Annotated in this window: 17 protein-coding genes; 9 read left to right on the top strand and 8 right to left on the bottom strand. The window is 73.1% G+C overall.

Annotated features, from left to right (window positions below):
• Nucleotides 1-202: 202 nt before the first annotated feature.
• Nucleotides 203-1,117 (bottom strand): NAD-dependent epimerase/dehydratase family protein, encoded by a 915-nt coding sequence (locus MKK53_RS03635; RefSeq protein ID WP_243927014.1) that lies wholly within the window; start codon nucleotides 1,115-1,117, stop codon nucleotides 203-205.
• The gene (locus MKK53_RS03630; RefSeq protein ID WP_243927012.1) at nucleotides 1,114-2,148 is read right to left on the bottom strand and encodes an MraY family glycosyltransferase; all 1,035 of its coding nucleotides are present in this window, start codon (nucleotides 2,146-2,148) and stop codon (nucleotides 1,114-1,116) included. The genes MKK53_RS03635 and MKK53_RS03630 overlap by 4 nt, the downstream gene beginning before the upstream one ends.
• A 195-nt stretch (nucleotides 2,149-2,343) precedes the next feature.
• Between MKK53_RS03630 and MKK53_RS03625 the strand changes: the two genes are divergently transcribed.
• The 3 genes from MKK53_RS03625 to MKK53_RS03615 all read left to right on the top strand — a co-directional run bounded on the left by MKK53_RS03625 (nucleotide 2,344) and on the right by MKK53_RS03615 (nucleotide 4,755).
• Nucleotides 2,344-2,793 carry an RNA polymerase subunit sigma-70 gene (locus MKK53_RS03625; RefSeq protein WP_243927010.1) on the top strand — a complete coding sequence of 150 codons (450 nt, stop codon included), beginning with the start codon at nucleotides 2,344-2,346 and terminating at the stop codon, nucleotides 2,791-2,793.
• Nucleotides 2,794-2,909: 116 nt separating this feature from the next.
• Nucleotides 2,910-3,842: a ring-cleaving dioxygenase gene (locus MKK53_RS03620; RefSeq protein WP_243927008.1), complete on the top strand. Its 933-nt coding sequence runs from the start codon at nucleotides 2,910-2,912 to the stop codon at nucleotides 3,840-3,842.
• A 139-nt stretch (nucleotides 3,843-3,981) separates the two neighbouring features.
• Nucleotides 3,982-4,755, top strand: coding sequence for a ferredoxin--NADP reductase (locus MKK53_RS03615; protein ID WP_243927006.1), 774 nt, complete (start codon nucleotides 3,982-3,984; stop codon nucleotides 4,753-4,755).
• 266 nt (nucleotides 4,756-5,021) lie between these two features.
• Here the strand turns inward: MKK53_RS03615 and MKK53_RS03610 are convergent, their stop codons facing one another.
• Nucleotides 5,022-8,480, bottom strand: a complete 3,459-nt coding sequence (locus MKK53_RS03610) for a DUF3971 domain-containing protein (RefSeq protein ID WP_409564263.1) — start codon at nucleotides 8,478-8,480, stop codon at nucleotides 5,022-5,024.
• Nucleotides 8,481-8,659: 179 nt separating this feature from the next.
• Between MKK53_RS03610 and MKK53_RS03605 the strand changes: the two genes are divergently transcribed.
• The 6 genes from MKK53_RS03605 to MKK53_RS03580 all read left to right on the top strand — a co-directional run bounded on the left by MKK53_RS03605 (nucleotide 8,660) and on the right by MKK53_RS03580 (nucleotide 12,466).
• Nucleotides 8,660-9,127 carry a peroxiredoxin gene (locus MKK53_RS03605; protein WP_243927003.1) on the top strand — a complete coding sequence of 156 codons (468 nt, stop codon included), beginning with the start codon at nucleotides 8,660-8,662 and terminating at the stop codon, nucleotides 9,125-9,127.
• A gap of 76 nt (nucleotides 9,128-9,203) precedes the next feature.
• Entirely contained in the window at nucleotides 9,204-10,415 is a 1,212-nt protein-coding gene (locus MKK53_RS03600) for a M23 family metallopeptidase (RefSeq protein ID WP_243927001.1), read from the top strand.
• A 94-nt stretch (nucleotides 10,416-10,509) separates the two neighbouring features.
• Nucleotides 10,510-10,851 (top strand): hypothetical protein, encoded by a 342-nt coding sequence (locus tag MKK53_RS03595; RefSeq protein WP_243927000.1) that lies wholly within the window; start codon nucleotides 10,510-10,512, stop codon nucleotides 10,849-10,851.
• A gap of 49 nt (nucleotides 10,852-10,900) precedes the next feature.
• Nucleotides 10,901-11,767 carry a DUF1206 domain-containing protein gene (locus tag MKK53_RS03590; RefSeq protein ID WP_243926998.1) on the top strand — a complete coding sequence of 289 codons (867 nt, stop codon included), beginning with the start codon at nucleotides 10,901-10,903 and terminating at the stop codon, nucleotides 11,765-11,767.
• Between the two features lie 57 nt (nucleotides 11,768-11,824).
• On the top strand, nucleotides 11,825-12,109 hold the full coding sequence (locus tag MKK53_RS03585) for a type II toxin-antitoxin system RelE/ParE family toxin (protein WP_243926996.1): 285 nt from the start codon (nucleotides 11,825-11,827) through the stop codon (nucleotides 12,107-12,109).
• 36 nt (nucleotides 12,110-12,145) lie between these two features.
• Nucleotides 12,146-12,466, top strand: coding sequence for a HigA family addiction module antitoxin (locus tag MKK53_RS03580; RefSeq protein ID WP_243926994.1), 321 nt, complete (start codon nucleotides 12,146-12,148; stop codon nucleotides 12,464-12,466).
• Nucleotides 12,467-12,476: 10 nt separating this feature from the next.
• Here the strand turns inward: MKK53_RS03580 and MKK53_RS03575 are convergent, their stop codons facing one another.
• The 5 genes from MKK53_RS03575 to ileS all read right to left on the bottom strand — a co-directional run bounded on the left by MKK53_RS03575 (nucleotide 12,477) and on the right by ileS (nucleotide 19,797).
• Nucleotides 12,477-13,760 (bottom strand): M16 family metallopeptidase, encoded by a 1,284-nt coding sequence (locus MKK53_RS03575; protein WP_243926992.1) that lies wholly within the window; start codon nucleotides 13,758-13,760, stop codon nucleotides 12,477-12,479.
• Between the two features lie 53 nt (nucleotides 13,761-13,813).
• A complete protein-coding gene (locus MKK53_RS03570; protein ID WP_243926990.1) occupies nucleotides 13,814-15,223 on the bottom strand; it encodes a M16 family metallopeptidase in 1,410 nt (469 codons plus the stop codon).
• Between the two features lie 216 nt (nucleotides 15,224-15,439).
• Complete coding sequence (locus tag MKK53_RS03565; RefSeq protein ID WP_243926988.1) at nucleotides 15,440-16,096, bottom strand: hypothetical protein; 657 nt, start codon at nucleotides 16,094-16,096, stop codon at nucleotides 15,440-15,442.
• A 160-nt stretch (nucleotides 16,097-16,256) separates the two neighbouring features.
• Nucleotides 16,257-16,763, bottom strand: a complete 507-nt coding sequence (lspA, locus tag MKK53_RS03560) for a signal peptidase II (protein WP_243927017.1) — start codon at nucleotides 16,761-16,763, stop codon at nucleotides 16,257-16,259.
• Nucleotides 16,764-16,812: 49 nt separating this feature from the next.
• A complete protein-coding gene (ileS, locus tag MKK53_RS03555) occupies nucleotides 16,813-19,797 on the bottom strand; it encodes an isoleucine--tRNA ligase (protein WP_243926986.1) in 2,985 nt (994 codons plus the stop codon).
• Nucleotides 19,798-20,051: the final 254 nt, after the last annotated feature.

Here is a 20,051-nt window from a genome sequence, read left to right as displayed (position 1 = left end):
CCCGCAGAGGGGGGAGGGAGGGGGCCTGGGGGCATGTCGGAGCCTCGCCCGGCGACGTGATCTGCAACGCCGAGCCAGCCACGCCCTGTCCCTCCCCCCTCTGCGGGGGAGGGTGGCCCCCGTCAGGGGGTCGGGAGAGGGGTGGCGCGACGGTTCAGGATCCGGCACCGGGTGCGACCTCCCCGGACGCGGCGCGCCCCGTCTACCCCCGCGCCAGCCGCGCCAGCCCCTCCGGGGTCGGCATGGCCGGCTGCCAGCCGAGCCGCGCGAGGCCGTCGGCGCGGGCGACGAGGCCCCCCGCCACCCGCTCGAACAGCTCCCCCCGGCCGGAGAGCCGGCAGGCGAGGCCGAGGAGGGCTTCCGGCACCGGCAGCAGACCGGGCCGGCGGCCGAGGCCGGCGCGGAGCGCCGCGATCATCTCCGGGAGGGTGAGGGGGTCCGGGTCCGCCGCGACGAAGGCGCGCCGGAGCGGCTCCTGCGTCCGCAGCAGCGTGTCTACCGCCGCCGACAGGCTCTCCAGGGAGATCAGCGAGCGCCGGCCGCGAAGCCCCCCGAGGGGCAGCGGATAGGGCGAGCGGGCGAGCCGCAGCAGCGCCTCCAGGTTGCCCTTCGCGCCGGCGCCGTAGACCAGCACCGGCCGGAGGGCGGCCCAGTCGAGCCCCGTCGCGGCCAGGGCCAGCTCGGCCTCGCGCTTGGAGCGGCCGTAGGGGTCGGTGGGGCGGGGCTCGTCCGCCTCGGTGGCGAGGCCCGGGGCGCTCGCCCCGGTCTGGGCGCGGATCGAGGACAGGAACACGAAGCGGCGCACCTTTGCCCGCTCCGCCGCCTGGGCGAGGCGGGCCGTCGCCTCGGCGTTGAGGGTGCGGTAATCGTCCTCCGGGGCGCCCGACATGGCGTGGGCGAGGCCGGCGGAGTGGACCACCGCGTCCACGTCCGAGAGGGCGGCGGCCATGTTGATCGGGCGCGTCAGGTCGCCCACCACGGCGCTGGCCGCCCCCGGCGGCACCTCCACCGGCCGGCGCAGCAGCACCCGCACCCGGTAGCCCCGGGCGGTGAGGTCGGCGAGCAGGTGCCGGCCGATGAACCCCGTCGCCCCGGTGAGCGCCACGAGACCGGTCATGGGCGTCCCTCCGTCAAGGCCCGGCCCCGGTGGGCCGTCGGCCGGGCGAACCGGCGCAGCAGGAGCGCCACCACCGCCGCCCCCGCCGCCAACGCCGCCAGCGAGACCGGCCAGGACGGGCGCAGCACCGTCCCCGCGGCGAGCCCCGCCAGGACGAGGTTCGCGAGGAAGACCCGCCCGACGACGCCCGGCACGGTGAGCCCGTTCACCGTCGCCCGCTGGTAGAAATGCCCGCGATGGGCCTCCCAGACCCGCTCGCCCCGGGCGGCCCGGGCGGCGAGGGTGAAGGTGGCGTCGGCGAGGTAGACGAGGGGCAGCAGGAGCGCCGCCGCGATCCCCCCGGCCAGCGCGAGGTGCCAGAGCAGCCACGCGCTCACCAGCCCGACGGGCAGGGAGCCGACATCGCCGAGGAAGAGCCCCGCCACCGGCCGGTTGAACGGCGCGAAGCCGAGCATCGCCCCGAGCAGGGCGGCGGCCACCAGGGTCGGCAGGAAGGGCAGGGCGCCGGCGAGGCCGAGCAGCGCCAGGGCCGCCGAGATCGGCACGATCTCGGCCACCGTCATCCAGTCGAGCCCGTCCATGAAGTTGGTGAGGTTCACGAACCACAGCCCGGCGAGGGTCGCGAGGCCGCGCTCCAGCCAGAGGGGGATCTCCGGCACCAGCCGCCCGTCGAGCCGGGAGACCAGCAGGCCGACCACGAGGACCTGCACGGCGAGCCGGGGCAGGGCGGGCAGCGGGCGCAGGTCGTCCACGGCGCCGAGGACGGCGAGCGCCAGGGTGCAGCCGGCGAGCCAGGTCCAGGCGTCCCGGGGGCCGACCTCCGGCGCCCCGGCCATCAGGCCCGAGACCGTGACGAGGGCCGTCACCACGGCGATGCCCCCGCCCTGGGGCGTCGGCACGGCATGGCTGGACCGGGCGTTGGGCCGGGCGAGGGCGTAGCGCCGCAGCAGCGGCATCAGGCGCAGGATCAGCCCCGCCGACAGGGCGGCGGAGAGCGGCAGGGCGAGGAGGGGGATCCAGGCGCTCGTCATGCTGTCGGGCTCCCAGCCGAAGGCTCGCCGCGGTGCCGGAGGGCGCCGGTGCTTAACCCGGCCGCGGCCGGCAGGCCAGGGCACGGTTTACCGGTGGATGAGTTCCCCGGCGGCGCGCCCGCGCTTGCGCAACTTCGCCGTTCCCGGCACGTTCTCTCCCTGAGATCGGGCAAGGCCCGGCGGAGAACGGCGCCCATGGCGACGCTCAAGGAATTCGAGGAGGCCCTGCGCGAGCACGGCATGAACATGGCGCTGGCGCTGCTGGAGCGCCTGCGGGAACGCGACCGCGCGACGCGGACGGTGAAACCCGCCCGGCGGCTGACCGGGCAGAAGATGACCCCCGAGCTCGCCCGGTCGATCCTGGAGCTGCACGCCAGCACCGGGATGACCCAGCAGGAGATCGCCTTCAAGGTCGGGGTGAACCAGGGCCGGGTCAACGAGGTCATCAAGCGCGGCAAGTGGCTCAGCGACGATCCGCACGCCCCCGAGGCGGTGGCGCGGGACAAGGCCCTGGCCCGCCTGCGCGGCGACCCGAAGCCGCGCCGGCCCGCCGCCGCCAAGGGGACGGCGAGGGCCGGCGAGCGCAAGCCCCCCGCCCCGCGGGCCCGCCGCAACCAGGGCGAGCTGGTGTTCGGCGACCTCTGAGGGGGCGCTCGGGCGCGCCCTCTGCGAGAGCCGGATCAGGGGGGCGGCCGCGGCGGCCCTCGAAAACCGCCGCCTCCGCCGCCATGTGAAGGGGGCATCAGCCCCCCCGAGAGACCATGCAGCTCACCGGCATCCACCACCTGACCGCGGTCACCGCCCGCGCGGCGGACAACCTCGCCTTCTACACCCGGGTGCTCGGCATGCGCCTCGTGAAGAAGACGGTGAACCAGGACGACGTCTCCGCCTACCACCTGTTCTACGCGGACGGGCTCGCCAGCCCCGGCAGCGACATCACCTTCTTCGACTGGCCGGCGGCCCCGGAGCGGCGCGGTGCGGGCAGCATCAGCCGGACGCACCTGCGGGTGGCGGGCGGCCTCGACCGCTGGTGCGAGCGCCTCGACCGGGCCGGCGCCCGGCGCGGCGCGCCGGAGATGCGCGACGGGCGCCTCACCCTCGACTTCGAGGACCCGGAGGGCCAGCGCCTCGCCCTCGTGGACGATGGCGGCGCGGGGGAGGCCCACCCCTGGGACCGCTCGCCCGTGCCCGCGCCGGAGCAGATCCGCGGCCTCGGCCCGATCCGCCTCGCGGTGGCGCAGCCCGCGCGCACCGAAGCCGTCCTGACCGGCCTGCTCGGCATGCGCCGGGAGCGGAGCTTCGATGCGCCGGAGGGACAGATCACGGTCTACGGCATGGGTCCCGGCGGGCCGGCGGCGGAGATCCAGCTCCTGCACGACGGCTCGGCCCCCGCCCGGGCGGGGGCCGGGGGCGTCCACCACGTGGCCTTCCGCATCCCCGATGCCGACCACGAGGCCTGGGCCGACCGCCTGCGCAGTCACCGCGTCCCGTCGAGCGGCCCGGTGGACCGCTACTACTTCCGGAGCCTGTATTTCCGCGAGCCGAACGGCATCCTGTTCGAGATCGCCACCGACGGGCCGGGCTTCGCCTCCGACGAGCCCCTGGACTCCCTGGGCGAGCGCCTCGCCCTGCCGCCGTTCCTGGAGCCGCGCCGGGCGGAGATCGAGGCCGGGCTGGCTCCGCTGGACCGTTAGGAAATTCGAACGATTCCAGGGGCTTCACTTCTCCGCCGGGTGTGGCACCGGGCGCCTTGACGCGCCTGCCGCAGCGCGGGAAAAGCCACTCAATTCCGAAATCGCCAGACGATGCGTGCCAGCGGGGACTGATGCTGCGATGAGTAAGTTCTACGAAGAGCGGGTGCTGTCGGTGCACCACTGGACCGACACCCTGTTCTCGTTCCGCACGACGCGGGATCCGGCGTTCCGCTTCCGCAACGGCGAGTTCACGATGATCGGCCTGGAGGTCGAGGGGCGGCCGCTGCTGCGTGCCTACTCCGTCGTGTCGGCGAACTACGAGGACGAGCTGGAGTTCTTCTCGATCAAGGTGCCGAACGGCCCGCTGACCAGCAAGCTGCAGCACCTCAAGGTCGGCGACCCGATCATCGTCGGCAAGAAGCCCACCGGCACCCTGGTGCTCGACAACCTGATGCCGGGCCGGCACCTCTACCTCCTCGGGACCGGCACCGGCCTCGCCCCGTTCCTGTCGATCATCAAGGACCCCGAGACCTACGACCGGTTCGAGAAGGTCGTGCTGGTCCACGGCTGCCGGCAGGTGCAGGAGCTGGCCTACGGCGAGACCATCACCCAGGACCTGCCCCACCACGAGTTCCTGGGCGAAATGATCTCGCAGCAGCTGATCTACTACCCGACCGTAACCCGCGAGCCGTTCCGCAACCGCGGGCGGATCACCGACCTGATGGTCTCGGGCAAGCTGTTCGAGGATATCGGCCTGCCGCCGATGTCGATCGAGGACGACCGGTTCATGCTGTGCGGCTCGCCGGACATGATCCGCGACACCCGCCAGCTCCTGGCCGACGGCCACTATCAGGAGGGCAACCACGGCGAGGCCGGTCACTTCGTCATCGAGAAGGCCTTCGTGGAGAAGTGACCGTCTCCCTCCCCCCTCCGCGGGGGAGGGCGAGCGGCGGCCGATCCGTCCCCGGCCCCGGTGCATCGATCCAGACGAAGGCGGCAGCCGTGTCTGGACAAATCGATGCACCGAAAAACTGCGCGTGCTCATGCGCATGAACGAAGGGAGTGCGTCGGAGCGCTCGAGCATTTTCCGCCGAAGTGGACGCCGGTTCGGCATAAGAAAATGCGGGAACGACAAGGGATTAGACCATTTTCTGTGATCCCTGGATTACAGAAAAAGGGCTAGCGGTCCCCCACCGGCGCGCCGGGGATGCCGTCCGCGCCCTCGGCGAAGGGGCCGCCCCCGGCGCTGAACAGCTTGCGCAGGAAGCCCGGCGCGATGGCCGAGAGGGGGTTCACCGTCACGTCCGGGCTCGACAGGCGGCCCGACACGCGGAAGTTCACCGCAAACAGCCCCTCGTTGTTGCCGCCCCCGAGGAGGGGGCCGACGATGGGGAGCTGGGCGGCCACGTTGTTCAGCCCGTAGAGCGGCACGAAGGTGCCGTTGATGTCGGCGCGCTCCCGGCCCGTGTCGAGCCAGCCCGACAGGGTGAAGCCCAGGGCCGCGTTCGAGATCGCCGCATCGGTGAAGTCCACCCGCGTGCCCCGGCGCACGAAGTTCGCCCGCATCCGGTCGAAGGTCGCCGAGCCGGCGGTCTGGCCCGCGCCGGCCGCCGGCTTTTTCCCGCGCGGGGGATCGACCTCGGCCGGGTCCGGCCCCTGGGCCATGATGCTCGACAGGGCCGGCTCGTTGCGCAGGGTGAAGTCGCGGATCTGCACGACGCCGGTCTGCGGCCCGTCGTTGAGGCCGATCCCGGCGGCCAGCCGCCCGCCATACATGCGCCGGTAGATGTCGAGGAAGCGCAGCGTCGCCCCCGCATCGGCCGATTCCACCGCCAGCGTCGGCATCCCCCGCTCCCCGCGTGTCACGGTGGCGACGAGGGGCGACGCGCGGAACCGGCCGGAGATCGTGCCCGAGCGCAGGTCGTGTCCGCGCAGGGACAGCTTGACGTTGGCGTTGGTGATCGCCTCGTCGTTGAAGCCCGTGACGATCGGGACCTGGATGTCGGCGTCGATGTCCTTCGGGTTCGCGTCCTTCGTGCTCTTCCCCTCCGGCCCCGAGAGGGACTTGAGGAAGGGCCGGGCGTCGGCCACCGCGCCGCGCACCGCCACCTTGTAGCCGCTGCCCGCCCGGTCCACGACGACCCGCAGGTCGTCCCCCGGCGAGAGCTTCACGCTGGTCAGCTCGGCCCGCTCCAGGCCGCCCTCGGCGGAGATCGCCGCGCTGCCGCGGATCGAGGCCTGCCCGGCATCGAGGACGATGTCCCTCAAATCGTAGCCACTGTCCCGCTCGGCGAGGGTCAGGGTCAGCTTGCCCGGCCGCCCCGCCGCCTTGGTGAAGCCGGGCAGCAGCCCGTCGGTGGCGGCCCTGGTCAGGTCCGCCTCCACCCGCACCGGCGACTTGCCGGGCCCGACCTTGCCCACCGGGATCACCACCCGCACCGGGACGGTCCCGCCGAGCTGCGGCGCCACGGGCAGGCCCTTCTTCGCCCGGAGCGCCTCGTCCAGGGCGAGGGTGACGACCGCCTCGCCGGGGGAGCCGACCTTGGGCTGGTGCATGTCGACGGCGATGGGCGCGCCGCCCAGGCGCCCCTCGCCCTTCACCGCGACGCTGCCCTTGTCGTAATTCACGCTGAAGCGGCCGCCCTCCAGGCGGTCCTTGCCCATCGCCTTCTCCACCGACAGGTCGGCGACGGTGCCGGAGAGGGTGATCGGCATGTCCGCGAGGTCGGGGATGTGCTTGAGGTCGAGGGGGAAATCGACCCGCATGTCGACGGAGCCCTTGACCGTCGCCGGATCGAGATCGACGCTCAGAACGCTCTTGAACAGCTTCGATTCGAGGACGCTGGCGAGACCGTCCGCCCCGCCGGAGAGGCGCATCCCGATCTGCGCCATCACGTGGTCCGGGCTGGCCTCGGGGATGACGAAGCTCCCGTCCGTGAGGGAGACGGAGCGCCCGTCCGGCCCCTTCACCTCGCCGGTCACGCCGCGGATCGTGGTGGTACGGCCGGTGATCAGCCCGGTGACGCTGCCCTTCACCACGGGGGGCGCGTCCGCCGAGACGTCGATGGCCGCGTCCGAGACCCGGAAGGCGATGTTCAGCCCCTTGTCCGGCAGGGGGGCGCCCTTGGTCGCCTCGGCGATCTCCTGGCCGTTCATCACCACCTTCATGTCGGCGGTGTCGACGCGGCCGCCGCGGAGCTGGTCGGCGAGGTAGTAGCGCACCGCCGGGGCGATGTGCTCCGGCCACAGGCGCAGGAAGGTCCGCACCTCGCCCTCGCTCGCGAGGATGCGCAGGTTGATGCCCCCGTCGTCGGCCTCGGTGCCGACCGTGCCGGTGATGTGGCCCTTCACCCCCGGGCCGGAGAGGGCGAAGTCGTCGATGACGATGCCGCCGGAGCGGCCGGTGAGGTGCGTGTCCAGGCTGTCGATCCGCACCGGCACGTCCTTGGCCGTGGCCCCGCGCAGGATCCCGTCCCGGCCGGAAAGGGTGGCGGTCCAGGCGGAGTCGGCGCCGGGCGGGCTCTGCGCCCAGGTCCCGGTGAGGTTGAGGGCGTTGCCGCCGCCCCGGTATTCGAGGGCGGTGAGGGCCATGGTCCGGGCGGTCTCGTCCCAGCTCAGGGTGGCGGCGAGGTCATCGACCGTGACCGGGTTGAAGTCCTTCTCCTCGATGAGGAACGTGCCCTCACCGGTATGGACCTTGGCGTTCATCGCGGTGATGCGGCCGTTGAGGAGGCCGACATCGGCCCGGGCCGAGAGCTTCAGGTCGGTGGTCAGCGGCATGCCCGACTGGCCCCCCAGCAGCAGCAGGTCCGTCACCGGCAGGTCGTCCAGGGTGATGCGGCCGGCGCGGGCGCCGTCGCCGTTCTCGTGCAGGCTGCCGCCGAACCGCCACTCGCCGTGCGGGCCGTCGAGGCGCAGCTCGAAGCTGCGGGTGCCGTTGACCGGGTCGCGCCCGAACAGGCCGTTGACCCTCGCGAACACCGCCCGCTCGCGGCCGTCGTCATCGATGAGCCGCATCTTCGCGTCGGTGATCCGGGCGCGGTCGAGGGCGCCGACCACCCCGCCGGGGTCGAGCACCACCCCGAAGATCGAGGCCAGGGCCGCCGAGAGGGGCGACACGGTCCCCCGCGCCGCATCGACGCTCGGGGGCGTGTGCGGCTCGATATCGACGGGCTGGGCCGCCTCGGAGGCGGCGAAGGCGATGGACCCGTCCCGGTGGACGAGGGCCGTGGTCTGGGTGTCGCGGAACTCGATGGAGCGCGGCTGCAGGCTGAGGTGGAGCAGGCCCCACGGGTCGAGGCTCACCAGCGCCAGCGGCGCGCGGACCACCAGGGCGCCCTGCGGGTTGCGGATGTCGAGCCCGGTGAAGCGCAGGGCCAGGGCGTTCTCGCGGTCGAGTTCCAGGCTGCTGCCGCGCAGCGCGATGGACCAGCCGGGGCCGATCCGCTCGGCCACGGCCCGGGCGACGCTGGCCGACAGGCCGTCGATGCGCATCGGCCCGTTGGACAGGCGGATCGCCGCGACCCCGATCACCACGCCGAGCACCAGCACCGTGCCGAGCATGCCCAGAAGGCAGCGCCAGCCCCAGTGCCGCGTCCTCCCCTTCGGCGGGCGACCCGTGATCTTCAGATCCGCCATCGAGCCCCTTGGTCCGGGTGTTCTCGTCCGATGATCGCAACGCGCGACGGGATGCCCGCTTGCGGTGAATCGGGGCGCGGCCGGCCTTTACAGGGGCGGCGCTCCGGGTTTGGCTGTCCGCACGGGGGCGCCGGAACCGGCGTTCACCCACACCATCAATCGGCCGAAAGGAAGGCACGATGATCCTGAGCGCGGGCGACGCGGCCCCTGATTTCGACCTGCCGGCCTCCGGGGGAGGGCGCATCGCCCTCGATGCGCTCAGAGGACACAAGGTCGTGTTGTACTTCTATCCGAAGGACGACACGAGCGGTTGTACTCTCGAGGCGCAGGGCTTTAACGCCCTCCTGCCCGAATTCGAGGCGGCCGAGGGGCGAATCGTCGGGATGTCGCCCGATCCGGTGAAGAGCCACGACAAGTTCTGCGGCAAGTACGGCCTCGCCTTCCCCCTCGCCTCGGACGAGGAGAAGGGGGTGCTGGGGGCCTACGGCGTCTGGGTCGAGAAGAGCATGTACGGCCGCAAGTACATGGGGGTGGAACGGACCACGGTGCTCATCGACCGGGAGGGCAGGGTGGCGCGGGTCTGGCCCAAGGTGAAGGTCCCCGGCCATGCCGAGGAGGTCCTGGCGGCCCTGCGCGCCCTTCCGTGAGCGGGGCGGGGCACGGCCCCGCATGGATCCTTAACCTTGATGGGGTGTGATGCGGGGACCGCCGTTGGGCCCCCCGATGACTCGCACGACCTCCGCCCAGACCCCGGTTCGGCCGTCCCGGCGCCTCAGGCCCTGGCTCATCGCCGGCGTCGCGGCGAGCCTGCTCTGGGGCGGCACCGCCACCTACCTCGCCCTGTTCCGCGACGACGCCTTCGCCCGGATCCTCGACGGACAGAGGGCGATGCGCGACGCCTACGAGGCCAGGATCGTCGGGCTTCAGGAGCGCATCGAAGGGGTGCGGGGGGAGCAGGCCGAGGCCGGGGCGGCCCTGGCCGCCCGGGTCCAGACCGCCCTCGACCGGCAGGCCGAGCTGGAGCGCCGCCAGGCCGCCCTCTCCGGCCTCGTCGATGCCGCCACCACCGGCTCGATCTCCCCCGCCCGGTCCCCCGCCACCCCGTTCGGCGCCCCGCTCGGCGGCCTCGGCCTGCGCACCGACGGGCCGGCCGCCGCCCCGCCGGAGGGTGGCCGGCGCAGCGCCCTCGACGCCGAGGAGGGGCTGATCCGCCTGGAGGCCCGCCTCACCGGCCTGCAGGAGGCCCAGGGCACGCATCTCGGACGCCTCGCGGCGGGGGCGCAGACCGGCCTCGCCCGCCTGCGCGCCGTCATCCTGCGCACGGGCCTCGACCCGTCGCGCCTGCTGCCCATGGCGCAGGGCTCCCGGATGGGCGGGCCCCTCGTGCCCCTCGACGCCCGCGGCCTGGAGGCCCACGGGGTGGAATCCCAGGGCTTCGACGGGGGCCTCACCCTGGTGGGCCGGCTGCTCGGCGACGGCGAGCGGATGCGGCGCCTCGTCGGGGACCTGCCCCTGCGCCGCCCCCTGTCCGGGCCGCCGGTGCTGTCGAGCCCGTTCGGGCCGCGGCTCGATCCGTTCACCCGGGGGCTCGCCCTGCATACCGGCCTCGACTTCAAGGCCGAGATGGGCGAGCCGGCCCGGGCCACCGCGCCGGGGGTCGTCACCGAGGCCGACTATGCCGGGGGCTACGGCAACATGGTCGAGATCACCCATGGCCACGGCCTCGCCACGCGCTTCGGCCACCTCGCGCGCATCGCCGTGCGGCCGGGCCAGCGCATCGCGGCGGGCGACGTGATCGGCTATGTCGGCTCCACCGGCCGCTCCACCGGCGCCCATCTCCATTACGAGACCCGCATCGACGGCGAGCCCGTGGACCCGCAGCGGTTCCTGGAGGCGGGGCGCTCCCTGGACGGCGTGCGGGCCTTCGGCGGCTGATCGCCCCGCTTGCGCCGGGGGAACTCGACGGCGGCACGCCTTTGCGCGACACCTTGGGGGAACGCCGCCCATCCAACCCGCGAGCCGAGCGCCCTTGCCCCATTTCGATGACTTCTATGCCGCCAAGCTCCGCGGCTCCCTCGGCGTCACCGACGCCGAATCGGTGCTCGACCTGCGCGGCGCCAACCGGGCCACGGCCGAGGCCTCCCTGCGGGAAATGATCGAGCGCAGCCGCTTCGCCAAGGGCAAGACCGTCGCGGTGCGCCTCGATCCGCCGCCGGAGGGCGGGGGCGAGACCCTGTTCCAGCCGGCCGGGCGCCTGCTCCTCGATGCCAAGCGCCGGGGCCTCGTGGAGCGCCTGCAGACCCTGCCGGCGCAGGACGGGCTCGGCTTCTACGTCGCCCTCACCGGACGGGCCGAGCGGCCGGGGGCCTGAACGGAAGCGCCGCCCGCGCGTTGAGCGGGGCCGTCATCCCGGTGGACCCATGCCCAGCGCCCCCGCCGCCCCCGTCCTGCCCGGCGGGCGCAACGCCATCGAGCGCCTCGCCCGGTTCGGCTACGGCGCCCGCGGTGCCGTCTACTGCCTCGTGGGCGGCCTCGCCCTGCTGGCCGCCCTGGGCGGCGGGCGGCCGGGGGACAGCCACGACGCCCTGCGCACGCTCCTCGTCGGCCCCCTCGGCGCGCCCCTGGTCGGCCTGATCGCCCTGGGCCTCCTCGCCTTCGCCCTGTGGCGGATGGTGGAGGCGGTCACCGATGCCGACCGGCGCGGCGCCTCCCTCAAGGGCCTCGTCGTGCGGGGCGCCCACCTCGTCAGCGCGATCCTGTATCTCGGCCTCGCCGGGACGGCGGCGTCCCTCTGCCTCGGGCTCGGCTTGGGCGGGGGCGACGGGGTGCATGACGGCACCGCGTGGCTCCTCGCCAAGCCCCTGGGACGGTGGCTCGTGGCCCTGGTCGGCCTCGCGGTGGCCGGCACCGCCTTCGGCTACCTCGCCCGGGCCTGGCGGGGCGACACGACGGCCCGGCTCTCCCTGGACGGGCAGGCACGGCGGCGCTGGGCCGAGCCCACCGGGCGGTTCGGCTACGCCGCCCGCGGCATCGCCTTCCTGATCGTCGGCGGCTTCATCGCGGCGGCGGCCTGGCACCAGAGCTCGGCCGAGGCGAAGGGGCTCGGCGACGCCTTCGTCCTGCTGCGGGCGCAGCCCTACGGCACAGTGCAGCTCGCCCTGGTCGCCGCCGGCCACGCGGCCTTCGGCGCCTTCGGCCTGATCCAGGCCCGCTACCGCCGCATCGACGCGCCGGACATGGACCGGGTGGACGACGAGGCCGTCGCCGCCATGCGCCGGCTGGGGTGAGTCACCCTTGACCGGACAGTATCACTCAGTGATACTGTCCGCCTGACGGGGGACCGGGTGTCGATCCTCAGCTTCGCGAACGAGACGACGGAAGCGGTGTTCCGGGGCCGTCACCCCAAAGGCGTGCCGGCCACGATCCTCGGCACGGCGCGGCGGAAGCTGCGGCAGATCCATGCGGCCGTTTCGTTGAACGACCTGAAGGCGCCCCCCGGCAACAGGCTCCATCCCCTCACCAGGGATCGCGCCGGCCAGCACGCCATATGGATCAACGACCAGTTCCGGATCTGCTTACGCTGGACCGAGACGGGCCCGGCCGAGGTCGAGATCGTCGATTATCACTAACCGGGGCATCGCCCCACTCCGTGAGGAGACATGCCGATGGCTGTCGCATACGAGAGCGAGACGATCCTGCCGCCCCTGCACCCCGGAGAGGTGCTGCGGGAGGATTTCCTGATTCCCCTCGGCCTGTCGGCCGGCACGGTCGCCCGGGCCTGTCATGTCCCGCGGACCCGGATCGAGCGGATCGCCGCCGAGCAGATCGGGATCTCCACCGATACGGCCCTCCGGCTCGGCCGCTACTTCGGCACGAGCCCGGAATTCTGGCTCAACCTGCAACGGGAGTACGAGGTGGACACGCTCACCCGCAGCGTCGGCCAGGAGATCGCGCGGATCGCTCCCCTGGGCCAACGGGCCGCGTGAGGCGCGCCCCTCAGAGCCCCATGGGCCGTCCGGCGGCGACCACGAGCATCTTCCCGTCCGCGAAGGTGCGGGCGGCGGCGCGGCGGATGTCGGCCTGGGTCACCGCCTCCACCATCGCGTTGCGGCGGGCGATGTAGTCCATCCCCAGATCCTCGAAGGCGATCTGCACGATCTGGTGCGCGATCTTGGTCGAGGTGTCGAAGCCGAGGGCATAGGAGCCGGTCAGGTAGTCCTTGGCCTTCTGCAGCTCGTCGTCCGACGGCCCCTCGGTGATGAGCCGGCCGATCTCGTCGCCGATCACGGACAGGGCCTCGCCCACGCGCTCGTTCTTGGTGGCGGTGTAGCCCCAGATCATCGCCGCCGAGCGGTGGCTGACGAGGGACGTGCCCACCGAGTAGGCGAGGCCGCGCTTCTCGCGCACCTCCTGGAACAGGCGCGAGGTGAAGGCGCCGCCGCCGAGCACATGGTTGAGCACGTAGGCGGGGATGAAGTCCGGGTCGCGCCAGGGGATGCCCGCCATGCCGAAGCGGATCACCGATTGCGGCACGTCGAGATCGACCACCACCCGGCGGCCGAGCTCCTGGACCTCCGTCCGCGGCACCGCCTGGAGGGCCCCCGCCTCGGGCAGCGAGCCGAAGGCGCGGGTCAGGGCCTCGGCCAGGGCCTGGGCGCCGATGGCCCCCACGGCGGCGACCTTGATCCGCCCGCGGCCGATGAGGCGCGCGTGCATGGCGAGGAGGTCGTCGCGGGTGATGGCCGCCACGCTCTCGAGGGTGCCGGAGGAGGGCCGGGCGTAGGCGTGGCCGGCGAACGCCTCCTTGAAGAACCGGCGGGAGGCCATCACCCCCGGGTCGTTCTGCTGGTAGCGCAGGCCCGCGATCACCTGCGCCCGCACCCGCTCGATGGCGTCGGGGTCGAGGCGTGGCTTGGCCAGGGCCAGGGCCAGGAGGCCGATGGCCTCGTCGGCGTGCTTCAGCAGCATCTTCAGCGAGCCGCCGAGGGCGTCGGGCCCCGCATGGAACGACAGCTCGATGGCCCGGGCCGCGAGCTGCTCCTGGAAGGCGTCCGAGGGCAGGTCGCCCGCGCCCTCGTCGAGGAGCCGGGCCAGCATCTGCGCGCAGCCGGCCTTGCCCTCCGGGTCCTGGGCGGCGCCCCCCTCGAAGGTGAAGGACAGGGCGATCATCGGCACGACGTTGGACTCGACGTGCCACGCATCGACGCCGGGGACGGCCACGACGGGCAGGGCCGTCGTGGGGCTCGTGGCGGTGTGCGTGTCTGTGTCGGCCAGGTTCATGGCAGCCTCGTCTGTTCTCGTTGCGGTCGCGGGCGGAGGAGGTTCGGGCGAACCTACTCGGCGGCCATCGCGACCGGGGCGTCGGGATCCCGGGCCTTGGTGAGGTAGCCGGTCACGGAGCGGGCCGGCGAGAGCCAACGCTCGCAGGCCGCCCGCAGGCGCTCCTGCGACACCGCCTCGATGTCCCCCGGCCAACGCCGGACGTCCTCGATCGATTCGCCGATGGCCAGCGCCGAGCCGTAGATGCGGGCCAGCGACGACTGGCTGTCGGAGGAATAGACCGTCTCGGCCACGAGGCGGGTCTTGGCCCGCTCGATGGCGTCGGGGGCCAGGGCGTCCGTGGGGGCGCGGGCCAGGGTCCGGTCCAGGGCCACCTCCAGCTGCTCCAGGCTCACGCCCTCGGCGGGCACGGCGTAGACGGAGAAGCGGGTGTCATCAATGGCCGAGCCCATGTACCAGGCGCCGGCGTTGACGGCGAGGCCCTGCTCCAGAACCAGCTTGCGGTAGAGGTAGGAGGTCGAGCCGCCGCCCAGCACCTCGGCCAGCAGTTCGAGGTCGTGGCAGCCCCCGTCCCGGGCGGTGATGCAGGACGGCGCGAGGTAGAGGCGCTGCAGGGTCGGCTGCTCGACCTTGGGGTCGGCCACGGCGACCCGCCGCAGGGCACGGGGCTCCGGCTCCCGGGGGCGGCGCCGCTCCGGACGGGTGCCCCGGGGGGCGACGCGCCCGTAGGTGTCGTCGGCCAGCCGCCGGACCTCGTCGGGCGTCACGTCGCCGGCCACGATCAGGATCGCGTTCTCGGGCGTGTAGAAGCGGTTGTAGTAGTCGAGGGCGTGCCCGCGGTTCAGCCCCTCGATCTCGTGCATCCAGCCGATGATCGGGATGCCGTAGGGGTGGTGGACGAAGAGCGAGGCCGCCATCGCCTCGGAGAGCTGGGCGGAGGGGTCGGTCTCGACCCGCATCCGGCGCTCCTCCAGCACCACGTCCCGCTCGGGGGCCACCACGGCGTCGTCGAGGACGAGGCCGTGCATCCGGTCGGCCTCGAAGGCCATCATCGTGCCGAGATGGTCCCGGGCGACCCGCTGGAAATAGGCGGTGTAGTCGTAGCTGGTGAAGGCGTTCTCCTGGCCGCCGAGGCCGGAGACGGCCTTCGAGAAGGCGCCCACCGGGTGCAGCTCGGTGCCCTTGAACATCAGGTGCTCGAGGAAGTGGGCGATGCCCGACTGGCCGAGCGGGTCGTCGGCCGAGCCGTTGCGGTACCAGATCATGTGGGTCGCCACGGGCGCCCGGTGGTCGGGGACCACCACCACGTCGAGCTGGTTGTCGAGGGTGAAGGACGAGACCTCGGGCCCGCCCGCCTCGGAGCGCCCGAAGGCGGCGGACTCGCCCCGGCCGGCGGTCGCCCCGAAGCGGTCCTCCCGCATCCGGGGGAAAAGGGTGGGCGTCGCCGTCCTGAAAAGGTGCATCAAGCGTGTCCTTACCCGGCTCCGCCCTCGGCAGCCCCCCCCTGACGGGCCGGGCCGGAATGCGGAGCCTGTGCGCGAGTCCCGCGCGGCAAAAGCCGTACCGGGATAAACCCTATGTTGCTGTGCGCCGCCTCTGCCGCAACCGTACCACAGCATCTCGTCTCGGCCCCGGGGCCACGGTCCACCCCGGACCGTTCCCCCGGGACGACCGGAAGTTCAGCGCCCCTGGGACCGGAGGTAGGCGCCGGGATCGGCCTCCTCCCGCTCGGCGCTGGCGTTCTTCACCGGCTCGCCGACGGTGCGCACCAGCTTCTTCGGCGCCTGACGGTAGCCCGTCGGCGGCTCGACCAGGGTTTCGCGGGTCGGCTCGACCTCGGAGGCCTGCGGATCCTCGCTCTTGCCCTTGAACAGCTCCAGCGGGTCGAGCCACGAGCTGCGGCGGGTGTTGTCGCCGGGCTTGTCCTCGGCGGAGGTGGTGAGGTTCGCCCCGGCGCGGCGGCCGTTGCGCATCTCGTCCACCGACATGGTCGCGTTGTTGTCGTTGTAGCGGCCCGCACTCTGGTTGCCCTTGGGCACCCGGCGCTCCTCGGCCTCGCGGTCGCGGGCGACGATCTCCGGGTCCTTCGGCCACGCGGCGTTCTTGGCCCGGGCGCGGGGGGCGGGCAGGGCGTTGCCGTCGAGCTTGGGCGGCATCACCAGGGGGGCCCGCTCGTGGTAGTCGATCGGGGCCTGCGGCTTCTCCAGCAGGCCGATGCCGGAGAGGGCATCGCGCATCAGCTCGCCGCTCTGCTGGGCCTGGGCGGCGCCCCCGGCGAACAGGGGGGATAGCACCCCCACGGAAAGGAGGAGTCGAAGCCTGCGTTGCGCGCTCATGCTGCCTCACGGGTGCCGCCCGGGGATCCGGCGCGGGGACGGCCGCCACGCGACCTGATCCGACAGGATCCGGCGTGAAACCGGTTTCCGGCGATCGTATGGCGCCTTGGCCACACTCTACCGGTACGAATGCGCCGATCCCGCCCGTGTGGCGTGCGGATCACAGGGGGGGCGCGGCGTCTTCCCGCGCCCGCCCGGGGGCGGAGGAGGGGAGCAGGCTGTCCAGCACGAGGCCGACCACCCCCGCCACGATGGCGGCGTCCGCGACGTTGAACACGTACCACGACCACCCGCCCGCATGCAGGTGGACGAAATCGAACACCGCCCCGTAGACCGCCCGGTCGACGGCGTTCCCCAGCGCCCCGCCGACGATGAGCCCGAGGGCGACGCCGAGCAGCCGGGAGCCGGCCCGCCTCATCCAGACCCCGAGGGCCGCGGCGGCGGCGAGGGACAGCGCCACCAGCAGCCACCGGCCCAGGGCCCCGTCCTGCTGGAACATCCCGTAGGACACGCCCCGGTTCCACACCACCACGAGGTCGGCGAACGGCGCGAGCCGCCAGGGCTGGGTGAGGACGAGGTCGGTGCCGAAATACAGCCCGAGCTTCGTCGCCTGATCGGCGGCGAGGGTGAGGAGGAGGGCGGCGAGGCCCGCGCGGGCGGGGGACAGGCTCACCGCTCCCCCCCGCCGGGGGGGGAGGGAGATGCGGGAGCCGCCCTCACGCCGCGCTCGCCTCCGGATGCGCCGCGTCCCATTCCCGCAGGGCCTGCGCGTCGCGGGGGGTGACGTCGGGGAAGTCGGGGTCGCGGCCGACCTCCGGGGTGACCCGCCAGGAGCGGGCGCATTTGCGGCCCTGCGCCGGGGCCGGCACCACGGCGACGCCGCGCACCTCGTCGAGGCGGAACGCGTCGGCCGGCCCCTCACCCGCCTCCAGCGTCACGCCGGAGGTGATGCAGGTGTCCGCGAAGGCCGGGAGCCCCAGGGAATCGACCGCGGCCCGCAGCTCCGGATCGGCGATGTGGACCACCGGGGCCGCCTCGAGGCTCGCGCCGATGCGCTTGGCGGCGCGCTCGATCTCCAGCGCCCCCGTCACCACCCGGCGGACCCGGCGGATCTTCTGCCACTTCTCCGCGAGGGCGGGGTCGCGCCAGGAGGCCGGCGTCTCCGGCAGGGTCTGGAGGTGGACCGAGCTGTCCTCGGACGGGTACCGGTCGAGCCACGCCTCCTCCGCCGTGAAGGCGAGGACCGGGGCGAGCCACACCACCACCCGGCGGAAGGCCTCGTCGATCACCTGCAGCGCCGCCCGGCGGGTCGGGGAGGAGATCGGGTCGCAGTACAGGGCGTCCTTGCGCACGTCGAAGTAGAACGACGACAGGTCGCCGGTCATGAACCCGTTGAGGAGCGCCACCACCCGCTTGGTGTCGTAGGCGGCGTAGGCCTCGCGGATCTCCCCGTCCAATTCGGCCAGCCGGTGCAGGATCAGCCGCTCCAGCTCCGGCATCCGCTCGAACGGGACGTCGTCGCCGGGCACCCTGTGGGCCAGGGAGCCGAGCATCCAGCGCAGGGAGTTGCGCAGCTTGCGGTAGGTCTCGGCGAAGGTCTTGATGATCTCCGGGCCGATGCGCAGGTCGTCGGTGTAGTCGGACGCGGCGACCCACAGGCGCAGGATGTCCGCCCCCGAATCCTTGATGACGCTCTGCGGGGCGACGACGTTGCCCTTCGACTTCGACATCTTCAGGCCCTTGCCGTCGAGGACGAAGCCGTGGGTCAGCACCACGTCGTAGGGCGCCCGGCCGCGGGTGCCGGAGGATTCGAGCAGCGAGGACTGGAACCAGCCCCGGTGCTGGTCGGAGCCCTCGAGGTACATCACCCTGTCCCGGCCGCCGTCGCGGATCCGCGTCACGCCGGAGAGGCCGGGGAAGTGCTCGGGATGGTCCAGCACGAAGGCGTGGGTCGAGCCCGAATCGAACCACACGTCGAGGACGTCCATCACCTGCTCGTAGGCGGCCGGGTCGTGCTCCGGCGCCAGGAACCGGGCGGCGGCGCCGTCCTCGAACCACGCGTCGGCGCCCTCGGCGGCGAAGGCCGCATGGATGCGGGCGTTGACGGCCTCGTCCTTCAGGACCTCGCCGCTCTCCTTGTGGACGAACACCGTGATCGGCACGCCCCAGGCGCGCTGGCGCGAGACCACCCAGTCCGGCCGGTTGCCGACCATCCCGTCGATGCGGTTCCTGCCCTGCGGCGGCACCCACTGGGTGTCCTCGATCGCCTGGGTCGCGACCTCGCGCAGCGACCGGTTGCCGAGGGACGCCACCGGCCGGTCCATGGCGATGAACCATTGCGGGGTGTTGCGGAAGATCACCGGCTTCTTCGAGCGCCAGGAATGCGGGTACTGGTGGCGCAGGACGCCACGGGCGACGAGCGCCCCGGCCTCGGTGAGCGCGGCGATGACCGTCTTGTTGGCGTCGCCCTTCTCACCCTTCTCGGTGTAGACGCGCCGGCCCTCGAAGCCCGGCGCCGCCTTGGTGAGCGTGCCGTCGGCATCGACCGTGTAGGGGATCGTCGTGTCGATGCCGCGCTCGGCGAGGAGGCGGCCGGAGGCCATCCAGAGCTCGAAATCCTCGCGGCCGTGGCTCGGCGCGGTGTGGACGAAGCCGGTGCCGGATTCGTCGGTGACGTGGTCGCCGTCGAGGAGCGGCACGTCGAACCCGTAGCCGAGGCCGGCGAGCGGGTGGGCGAGGGTGAGCCCGGCGAGCACGGCGGCGGGGACGTCGGCCACCCGCGCGAACGCCTCGACGCGGGCGGCCTTGAACACCATGGCGGCCAGCGTGTCGGCGAGCACGTAGGTCTCGCCGGCCTTGGCCCAGTTGTCCTCCGGCGCCGCCGTGACCTTGTAGAGCCCGTAGGCGATTTTCTTCGAATACGCGACGGCGCGGTTGCCCGGCATCGTCCAGGGGGTGGTCGTCCAGATCACGACCCGAGCCCCCGGCAGTTCCTCACCGCCCTGGCGGATCGGGAACGCCACGAACACCGTATCGGAGACGTGCTCCTCGTACTCGACCTCGGCCTCGGCCAGGGCGGTCTTCTCCACCACCGACCACATCACCGGCTTGGAGCCGCGGTAGAGCTGGCCCGTCACGGCGAACTTCATCAGCTCGTCGGCGATGGCGGCCTCCGCCGGGAAGGCCATGGTGGCATAGGGGTGGTCCCAGTCGCCGGTGACGCCCAGCCGCTTGAACTCCCCGCGTTGCACGTCGAGCCAGTGGGCGGCGAAGGTCCGGCATTCCTGCCGGAACTCGATCACCGGCACGTCGTCCTTGTTGCGGCCCTTGGCGCGGTACTGCTCCTCGATCTTCCATTCGATCGGCAGGCCGTGGCAGTCCCAGCCGGGGACGTAGTTGGCGTCGTGCCCCAGCGCCCCCTGGCTGCGGACGATCACGTCCTTCAGGATCTTGTTCAGCGCCGTGCCGATGTGGATGTTGCCGTTGGCGTAGGGCGGGCCGTCGTGCAGCACGAATTTCGGCCGCCCCGCCGCCGCCTGCCGGATCTTCTCGTAGAGGCCGGTCTTCGCCCAGCGCTCCAGCAGCAGCGGCTCGCGGGTGGGCAGCCCGGCGCGCATCGGGAACTCGGTGCTCGGCAGGAACAGGGTCTTGGAATAGTCGCGGGCCTGCGCGGCGGACGCGGTCGTGTCGGGGGTGGTCATCGGGTCTCGCTCAATCGGGCATCGTGGCCGGCGCGGCGCCGGCGGGGCGGGCGGCGGATCCCGGCCATCCGCGGAGCCCTCCCTGCGACAAGCGCGTGCGGGCCCTCAGGCGGCGGCCGGGCTCGTAATTCGCCGCCCGGAGGGGGCGAGGCGCAGGGCGCAGGGTGCGGACATCGCGTCTCTCTAGCAGCCGGCCCCCGCGGAGGCCAGCGCTCACCACGGGCCCGGCCCCCCCGTTCCGTCCCCGGCCGGTT

The organism is Methylobacterium sp. J-076, from assembly GCF_022829405.1.
In the GTDB taxonomy this organism is placed as follows: Bacteria; Pseudomonadota; Alphaproteobacteria; order Rhizobiales; family Beijerinckiaceae; genus Methylobacterium.
Note: the sequence above shows the minus strand (reverse complement) of the source record. Positions and strands in the feature narration are given on the sequence as shown.

Bases quoted from the DNA above. Each gene is read 5' to 3' on its own strand.
- MKK53_RS03635 (WP_243927014.1), bottom strand. From the start codon at position 1,117: ATGACCGGTCTCGTGGCGCTCACCGGGGCGACGGGGTTCATCGGCCGG.
- MKK53_RS03630 (WP_243927012.1), bottom strand. From the start codon at position 2,148: ATGACGAGCGCCTGGATCCCCCTCCTCGCCCTGCCGCTCTCCGCCGCC.
- MKK53_RS03625 (WP_243927010.1), top strand. From the start codon at position 2,344: ATGGCGACGCTCAAGGAATTCGAGGAGGCCCTGCGCGAGCACGGCATG.
- MKK53_RS03620 (WP_243927008.1), top strand. From the start codon at position 2,910: ATGCAGCTCACCGGCATCCACCACCTGACCGCGGTCACCGCCCGCGCG.
- MKK53_RS03615 (WP_243927006.1), top strand. From the start codon at position 3,982: ATGAGTAAGTTCTACGAAGAGCGGGTGCTGTCGGTGCACCACTGGACC.
- MKK53_RS03610 (WP_409564263.1), bottom strand. From the start codon at position 8,480: ATGGCGGATCTGAAGATCACGGGTCGCCCGCCGAAGGGGAGGACGCGG.
- MKK53_RS03605 (WP_243927003.1), top strand. From the start codon at position 8,660: ATGATCCTGAGCGCGGGCGACGCGGCCCCTGATTTCGACCTGCCGGCC.
- MKK53_RS03600 (WP_243927001.1), top strand. From the start codon at position 9,204: ATGACTCGCACGACCTCCGCCCAGACCCCGGTTCGGCCGTCCCGGCGC.
- MKK53_RS03590 (WP_243926998.1), top strand. From the start codon at position 10,901: ATGCCCAGCGCCCCCGCCGCCCCCGTCCTGCCCGGCGGGCGCAACGCC.
- MKK53_RS03580 (WP_243926994.1), top strand. From the start codon at position 12,146: ATGGCTGTCGCATACGAGAGCGAGACGATCCTGCCGCCCCTGCACCCC.
- MKK53_RS03575 (WP_243926992.1), bottom strand. From the start codon at position 13,760: ATGAACCTGGCCGACACAGACACGCACACCGCCACGAGCCCCACGACG.
- MKK53_RS03570 (WP_243926990.1), bottom strand. From the start codon at position 15,223: ATGCACCTTTTCAGGACGGCGACGCCCACCCTTTTCCCCCGGATGCGG.
- MKK53_RS03565 (WP_243926988.1), bottom strand. From the start codon at position 16,096: ATGAGCGCGCAACGCAGGCTTCGACTCCTCCTTTCCGTGGGGGTGCTA.
- ileS (WP_243926986.1), bottom strand. From the start codon at position 19,797: ATGACCACCCCCGACACGACCGCGTCCGCCGCGCAGGCCCGCGACTAT.